The sequence below is a fragment of the Mycolicibacterium vinylchloridicum genome, assembly GCF_013404075.1.
In the GTDB taxonomy this organism is placed as follows: domain Bacteria; phylum Actinomycetota; class Actinomycetes; order Mycobacteriales; family Mycobacteriaceae; genus Mycobacterium; species Mycobacterium vinylchloridicum.
Window position 1 is genome coordinate 1 of the sequence record NZ_JACBJQ010000107.1, and the last position, 7,022, is coordinate 7,022.

Sequence of the window (7,022 nt, forward strand, 5' to 3'; positions counted from 1 at the left end):
ACCACCAAGCAGCCGCCGAAACCCTGCGCCGAACCACCACCGGCAACCGCCAACAACTACACTGACCGCTGCTCACAGGTGAGGAATTTCGGCGAGCACACCTGAGGACTTTCGACGAGCGCGATCAGCCTCGCAGGGCGGCGCCGCCAAGCACCCGATGTGGTATCTCAACCTCAAGGCCGATCCGAAGATCACCGTCCAGATCAAGGACGAGATCCTTTACCTGACCGCCCGGGACGCGACCGAACAGGAGCGTGCCGAGTACTGGCCCAAGCTCGTTGAGATGTACTCGAGCTTCGAGGATTACCAGGCGTGGACCGACCGGGTGATCCCCATCGTGATTTGCGATCCGTAAAGCTGGGCAATTCAGTGGCGTGAGCCGGCCGTCGCATCCCATCCGCAATTCAGCTCTGCTGTCGTGGGTGCTGAAGCACTTCACCCGCGCGCACATCGCGGTGTATTTGCGCACCAACGGGAGATGGGGCGCCAAGCTCCTGTGGTTTCCGGCCGCGTTGGTGACGACGACCGGCCGCAAGTCCGGGCTACCGCGGGTCACCGCGACGCTGTATTTACAGGACGGCGACCGCATCGTGTTGCCGGCGTCCTACGGCGGGCGCAGCGCGCATCCCGCGTGGTACGTGAATCTGAAGGCCGACCCGAGGGTACGGGTCCAGGTCCGCGCTCACGTGTGGGAGATGACCGCGCGGGACGCCACCGACGACGAGCGGCGGCGCTATTGGCGCAAGCTCACGCGAATCTACCCGCCGTACAAGGGTTATCAAGAGGCGGCGGATCGGCGCATCCCGTTGGTGGTGTGCGAGCCGCTGTGAGTCAGGCGCCGAAGACCGGCAGCGGAGTGCGCGAGTTGGCGATCAGGTCGCTGACCACCGGGCCGAGTTCGGCAGGATCCCAGCGGGCGCCCTTGTCGATCGTCCCGCCGCGGTTCCAGCCCTCGGCCACCCGGATGATGCCGCCCTCGACCTCGAATACCTGACCGGTGACGTCCTTCGACTCGACGCTGCCCAGCCATACCACCAGCGGCGAGACGTTCTCCGGCGCCATGGCGTCGAAATCGCTGTCCTGCGTGGCCATCATGTCGGCGAACACGGTCTCGGTCATCCGGGTGCGCGCCGACGGTGCAATGGCGTTCACGGTGACACCGAAGCGGCCCATCTCGGCGGCGGCGACCAGCGTCAGGGCCGCGATACCCGCCTTGGCTGCGCTGTAGGTCGCCTGCCCGACGCTGCCCTGCAGGCCGGCACCCGAGCTGGTGTTGATGATGCGGGCGTCCACGGCATTGCCCGCCTTGGACTGCGCGCGCCAGTACGCGCCGGCGTGCTTCATCGTGGCGAAGTGGCCCTTGAGGTGCACGGCGGTAACGGCGTCGAACTCGTCCTCGGTGGCGTTGACGAACATCCGGTCCCGCACGATGCCGGCGTTGTTCACCAGCACGTCGAGTCCACCGAAAGAATCGACCGCGGTCTGGATCAGCGCCTCGGCCTGCGCCCAGTCGGCGACGTTGGAACCGTTGGCGACGGCTTCTCCACCGGCGGCAACGATTTCGTCGACCACGCCCTGTGCGGCGCTACCGCCACCGCCGGGCGACCCGTCGAGCCCGACGCCGATGTCGTTGACCACCACGCGCGCGCCTTCAGCGGCGAAGGCCAGCGCGTGCGCGCGGCCGAGGCCGCCGCCCGCTCCTGTCACGATGACGACACGACCGTCGAGAAGTCCCATTGACGTTGTCTCCTTATTTGATGTCGGCAGTGGTGGTCGACAGGTAGTGCGGCGGTTCCCCGCCACCATGTACCTCCAGCGAGGCACCACTGATGTAGGACGCCGCAGGCGAGGCGAGAAATGCTGTGGCCCAACCGATGTCCTCGGGTTTGGCCAGCCTGCCCAGCGGCACGTTCTTCGAGATCGCCGCGATCGACTCGGCGTCACCGTAGAAGAGTTCGGACTGCTCGGTTTCGACCATGCCGACGACAACGGAGTTGACCCGGACCTTCGGCGCCCATTCCACGGCGAGCGTCGTCGTCATGCTTTCCATGCCGGCCTTGGCCGCCCCGTAGGCGACGGTGCCCGGCGTCGGCCGTCGGCCGCTCACGCTGGTGATGTTGATGATCGAGCCACCGGAGTCCTGGGCCTGCATCACCGCGTTGGCGTGCTGCGAGACCGACAGCGCACCAAGGAGATTGAGCTCCACGATCTTGGTGCTGAATTTCGCCGAGGCATCGGCCGCGAGTACATAGGGTGATCCACCCGCATTGTTGATGACCACGTCGAGGCGCCCATGATCGGCGACGATCCCGTCGATGAGAGCTTTGACGGCCTCGTCGTCGCGGATGTCGCATGCCCTGAACTCGTACGGCGACCCTTCGACCGGGCGTCGGGCGCACGTGATGACGGTGGCGCCCTGCGCGGCGAAGACGGCGCTGATTCCGGCGCCGACACCTCGCACACCCCCCGTCACCAGGACGACAAGACCGCTCAGTTGCAGGTTGATACCGCTGTCAGCCGCTTCGGTCACTGTGCTAGCGTACCAAGCAAGTGCTTGCTTAGGTATTCACCCCGTCAGGAAGTGGCCCAGGTATCCCGATGACCATCACCACCAGCACCGTCGAACCGGGCATCGTCGCCGTCACGGTGAACTACCCGCCCGTCAACGCGATCCCCTCCCGCGGCTGGTTCGAGCTCGGTGACGCCATCACCGCGGCAGGCCGCGACATGAACACCCACGTGGTGATCCTGCGCGCCGAGGGCCGTGGCTTCAACGCCGGTGTCGACATCAAGGAGATGCAGAACACCGAGGGCTTCACCGCACTGATCGACGCCAACCGCGGATGCTTCCACGCGTTCCGCGCGGTGTACGAGTGCGAGGTGCCGGTGGTCGCAGCCGTCAACGGATTCTGCGTCGGCGGCGGCATCGGGCTGGTCGGCAACTCCGATGTGATCGTCGCTTCCGACGACGCCAAGTTCGGCCTGCCCGAGGTGGAGCGCGGCGCACTGGGCGCGGCCACCCACCTGTCCAGGCTGGTGCCCCAGCACATGATGCGCCGGCTGTTCTTCACCGCCGCGACGGTGAGCGCCGAGACGCTGCATCACTTCGGCTCGGTGCACGAGGTGGTGCCGCGCGCCGATCTCGACGAGGCAGCACTGCGGGTGGCCCGCGACATCGCATCCAAGGACACCCGGGTGATCCGCGCCGCCAAGGAGGCGCTGAACTTCATCGACATCCAGCCGGTGAACGCGAGATACCGCATGGAACAGGGCTTTACGTTCGAGCTGAACCTGGCCGGCGTCTCAGATGAGCACCGGGATGCGTTCGCCGGCACGGACAAGGGATCCAAGTAAATGGCAGATAAGAGAACGACTCTCGACGAGGCCGTCTCGGTCGTCGAGAGTGGGATGACGATCGGCATCGGCGGCTGGGGCTCGCGGCGCAAGCCGATGGCGTTCATCCGGGCGCTGCTGCGCACCGACGTCACCGACCTGACCGTCGTCACCTACGGCGGCCCCGACCTGGGCCTGCTGTGCTCGGCGGGCAAGGTCAAGCGCGTCTACTACGGTTTCGTGTCGCTGGATTCGCCGCCGTTCTATGATCCGTGGTTCGCCAAGGCCCGCACCACCGGCGCGATCGAGGCGCGCGAGATGGACGAGGGCATGCTGCGCTGCGGGCTGCAGGCCGCCGCCCAGCGTCTGCCGTTCCTGCCGATCCGCGCCGGGCTGGGCAGCGATGTCCGGGCCTTCTGGGGTGACGAGCTCAAGACCGTCAAGTCCCCCTACCCCGTTCGAAACCCCGGGTCGCTCCGCTCCTGCCCGCCGGAAGGTGACCTCGGCTACGAGGAACTCGTCGCCATGCCCGCCCTGAACCTGGACGTCGCGTTCGCACACCTGAATCTCGGTGACGCACAGGGCAATGCCGCCTACACCGGCATCGATCCGTACTTCGACGACCTTTTCCTGATGTCGGCGGAAAAGCGTCTGCTGTCGGTGGAGAAAGTGGTGTCCACCGAGGAGCTGGTGAAATCCGTTCCGCCCCAGGCCTTGCTGATCAACCGAATGATGGTCGACAAGGTCGTCGAGGCACCCAACGGCGCGCACTTCACCACCGCCGAGCCCGACTACCGCCGCGACGAGAAGTTCCAGCGCCACTACGCCGAGGCCGCCGGAACCGACGAGAGCTGGGCCGAGTTCGTCTCGACGTACCTGTCCGGCAGCGAGGCCGACTACCAGGCCGCGGTACGCAAGTTCAAGGAGGAGCAAGCGTGATATCCGCAACCCGCGCCGAGGTATGCGCCGTCGCCTGTGCCGAATTGTTCCGTGATGCAGGCGAAATCATGGTCAGCCCGATGGCCAACATGGTGTCGATCGGCGCCCGGCTGGCCCGGCTGACCTTCTCCCCCGACATCCTGCTCACCGACGGCGAAGCCCGCATCCTCGCCGACACACCCGCAATGGGCGCCACCGGATCGATCGAGGGCTGGATGCCGTTCGGCCGCGTCTTCGAGACTCTCGCCTGGGGCCGGCGCCACGTGGTGATGGGCGCCAACCAGATCGACCGCTACGGCAACCAAAATCTGTCGGCGTTCGGCCCACTGCAGCATCCGACGCGCCAGATGTTCGGCGTCCGCGGCGCACCCGGCAACACGATCAACCACGCCACCAGCTACTGGGTCGGCAACCATTCCAAGCGGGTGTTCGGGACCGGCGTCGATATCGTCTCTGGCATCGGCTGGGACAAGGTCGATCCCGACAATCCCGCGTACCGGTTCGTCAACGTCTACCGCGTGGTGACCAACCTCGGTGTGTTCGACTTCAACGGACCCGACCACCAGATGCGGGCAGTGTCGCTGCACCCCGGCGTGAGCGCCGAAGAGGTCGCCGAGAACACCTCCTTCGAGGTGCACGGCCTTGGCGAGGCCGAGACCAGCCGCCTGCCCTCCGACGAGGAGCAGAAGCTGATCCAAGAAGTCATCGATCCGAAATCGTTGCGGGACAAAGAAGTACGATGAGCAAACTCAAGACTCCGCTGACCGAACTGGTCGGCATCGAGCATCCCGTCGTGCAGACCGGGATGGGCTGGGTGGCCGGCGCCCGCCTGGTGTCGGCCACCTCCAACGCCGGCGGCTTGGGCATCCTGGCCTCGGCGACGATGACGATCGACGAGCTGGCCACCGCCATCCGCAAGGTGAAGGCCACGACCGACAAACCTTTCGGGGTCAACATCCGGGCCGACGGCGCCGACGCCGGCGATCGCGTCGACCTGATGATCCGCGAGGGGGTCAAGGTCGCGTCCTTCGCTCTGGCACCCAAGCAGGAGCTGATCGCGAAGCTCAAAGAGGCCGGCTCCGTGGTCATTCCATCGGTCGGCGCGGCCAAGCACGCGCGCAAGGTGGCCAGCTGGGGAGCCGATGCCGTTATCGTCCAGGGTGGCGAAGGTGGTGGCCACACCGGTCCCGTCGCCACCACACTGCTGCTCCCCTCGGTGCTCGACGCGGTGGACATTCCGGTGATCGCCGCCGGTGGCTTTTTCGACGGACGCGGTCTGGCAGCCGCACTGTCCTACGGCGCCGCCGGTGTGGCGATGGGTACCCGGTTCCTGCTGACGTCGGATTCGACTGTGCCCGAAGAGGTCAAGCAGCGTTACCTCGGCGCCGCTCTGGACGGCACCGTGGTCTCCACCCGCGTTGACGGCATGCCGCACCGCGTCCTGCGGACGGAGCTTGTCGAGAAGCTCGAGAGCGGCTCGCCGATTCGTGGTTTCACCGCGGCGGTGCGCAATGCGGCCAAGTTCAAGAAGATGTCCCAGATGACCTGGGCCGGCATGATCCGTGACGGCCTGGCGATGCGCCACGGCAAGGACCTCACCTGGTCGCAGGTGCTGATGGCCGCCAACACCCCGATGCTGCTGAAGGCCGGTCTGGTCGAAGGCAACACCGAGGCGGGCGTGCTGGCCTCCGGACAGGTCGCCGGGATCATCGAGAACCTGCCGTCGTGTGCCGAGCTGGTCGAGACGATCGTCGCCGATGCCGTCAAACATCTACAGGCCGCCGCCGCCTACGTCGAATAGGGCGTAGTTTGGCCGTGCACGATGAGTCCGAAGACCTCGGAGGACGCCATGGCCCTCGCTCCCGACACCTGGCCGCGTCAGTTTCGCGACCTGATCCGCTTGTCCAACAAGTACCTGCTGAACCCGGTCATGGTTCGTCTGGCCGGAAGCCGGTATTGGTATGCCTCGACGGTGCACCATGTCGGGCGTCGGTCGGGTAAGGAGTTCGCCACACCGGTGGTCGCCGAGCGGGTCGGCGACCGAATCATCATTCCTCTGCCCTACGGCACACAGGTCGACTGGCTGCGAAACGTCCTGACCGCGGGTCGGGCCCGCATCACCAGTAAGGGTGAGAACTACGAGCTCGCAGCGCCCGAGATCATCGACGCGACAGAAGCGCTACCGCTGCTCTCCAGCGATCGTCGGCGCACGTTTCAGCGCGTCAGAATTGAGCACTTCCTGCGCGCCACCATCGTCAAGTAAAGCTATTAGCTTCACTTGACAGAATTGAAGCTATGATCTTCATACTTCAGCGCATTGCGAGAGTCGCGAAGGAAAACCCCTGAGCCCAGCTGCCATACGCCGCGCTGTCGACATGCCTAAAGGCACGTTGATCATGTAGGAATGGCTGGCGCGCAAAGTCGTTGGGCGTGCCAGCCTAACCTACCGCCACCCACCACTGGCCCAGACGCCCACTGATCCGAGTGCCGAGATGCGTGCTCCGTTGGCACCTACGCCACCAAACACCCATGCCAAGGATTTCAGGGCGTTATTGGGCGGCGCTGCGCCAAGACGAGCGCACCTCAACGCCGTGTACAGCTGGGCTTACATCGTTGTGGCAATGAGCAATGATCAGAACCTGTGGATGACCCTCGGTGGGGCGGCATGAAAGTGGGCGCACCTTCCCGGGGATGATCTGAAGTCCAAGGTTCTCTGATCAAGACCGGCGTTGACGCGCTGGTTGGGAAGG

8 protein-coding genes and 1 pseudogene are annotated in these 7,022 nt (G+C 65.6%); 7 read left to right on the forward strand and 2 right to left on the reverse strand.

Features of this window, described 5'->3' with window-relative positions; translation table 11 throughout:
- Positions 1–124: 124 nt before the first annotated feature.
- Both HPC46_RS33165 and HPC46_RS33170 read left to right on the forward strand, forming a co-directional pair.
- Positions 125–355: pseudogene (locus HPC46_RS33165) on the forward strand (nitroreductase/quinone reductase family protein); the annotation flags it as partial.
- A 19-nt stretch (positions 356–374) separates the two neighbouring features.
- Positions 375–830 carry a nitroreductase family deazaflavin-dependent oxidoreductase gene (locus HPC46_RS33170; RefSeq protein ID WP_179476257.1) on the forward strand — a complete coding sequence of 152 codons (456 nt, stop codon included), beginning with the start codon at positions 375–377 and terminating at the stop codon, positions 828–830.
- Between the two features lies 1 nt (position 831).
- Here the strand turns inward: HPC46_RS33170 and HPC46_RS33175 are convergent, their stop codons facing one another.
- Both HPC46_RS33175 and HPC46_RS33180 read right to left on the reverse strand, forming a co-directional pair.
- Positions 832–1,737 (reverse strand): SDR family oxidoreductase, encoded by a 906-nt coding sequence (locus HPC46_RS33175; RefSeq protein WP_179476258.1) that lies wholly within the window; start codon positions 1,735–1,737, stop codon positions 832–834.
- A 13-nt stretch (positions 1,738–1,750) separates the two neighbouring features.
- The gene (locus HPC46_RS33180) at positions 1,751–2,530 is read right to left on the reverse strand and encodes an SDR family oxidoreductase (RefSeq protein ID WP_179476259.1); all 780 of its coding nucleotides are present in this window, start codon (positions 2,528–2,530) and stop codon (positions 1,751–1,753) included.
- Between the two features lie 68 nt (positions 2,531–2,598).
- Between HPC46_RS33180 and echA20 the strand changes: the two genes are divergently transcribed.
- From echA20 to HPC46_RS33205, 5 genes are read left to right on the forward strand one after another with little or no spacing between them, the layout of a single operon-like run.
- Positions 2,599–3,354 carry a (7aS)-7a-methyl-1,5-dioxo-2,3,5,6,7,7a-hexahydro-1H-indene-carboxyl-CoA hydrolase gene (gene echA20 / locus HPC46_RS33185; protein ID WP_036341738.1) on the forward strand — a complete coding sequence of 252 codons (756 nt, stop codon included), beginning with the start codon at positions 2,599–2,601 and terminating at the stop codon, positions 3,352–3,354.
- Positions 3,355–4,272, forward strand: coding sequence for a cholesterol ring-cleaving hydrolase subunit IpdA (gene ipdA, locus HPC46_RS33190; protein ID WP_179476260.1), 918 nt, complete (start codon positions 3,355–3,357; stop codon positions 4,270–4,272).
- The gene (gene ipdB / locus HPC46_RS33195) at positions 4,269–5,015 is read left to right on the forward strand and encodes a cholesterol ring-cleaving hydrolase subunit IpdB (protein WP_179476261.1); all 747 of its coding nucleotides are present in this window, start codon (positions 4,269–4,271) and stop codon (positions 5,013–5,015) included. Before ipdA ends, ipdB begins: the two co-directional genes overlap by 4 nt.
- Positions 5,012–6,073, forward strand: coding sequence for a (3aS,4S,5R,7aS)-5-hydroxy-7a-methyl-1-oxo-octahydro-1H-indene-4-carboxyl-CoA dehydrogenase (ipdC, locus tag HPC46_RS33200; RefSeq protein WP_179476262.1), 1,062 nt, complete (start codon positions 5,012–5,014; stop codon positions 6,071–6,073). Before ipdB ends, ipdC begins: the two co-directional genes overlap by 4 nt.
- A gap of 48 nt (positions 6,074–6,121) precedes the next feature.
- A complete protein-coding gene (locus HPC46_RS33205; RefSeq protein ID WP_179476263.1) occupies positions 6,122–6,535 on the forward strand; it encodes a nitroreductase/quinone reductase family protein in 414 nt (137 codons plus the stop codon).
- The last annotated feature ends 487 nt before the right edge of the window (positions 6,536–7,022 follow it).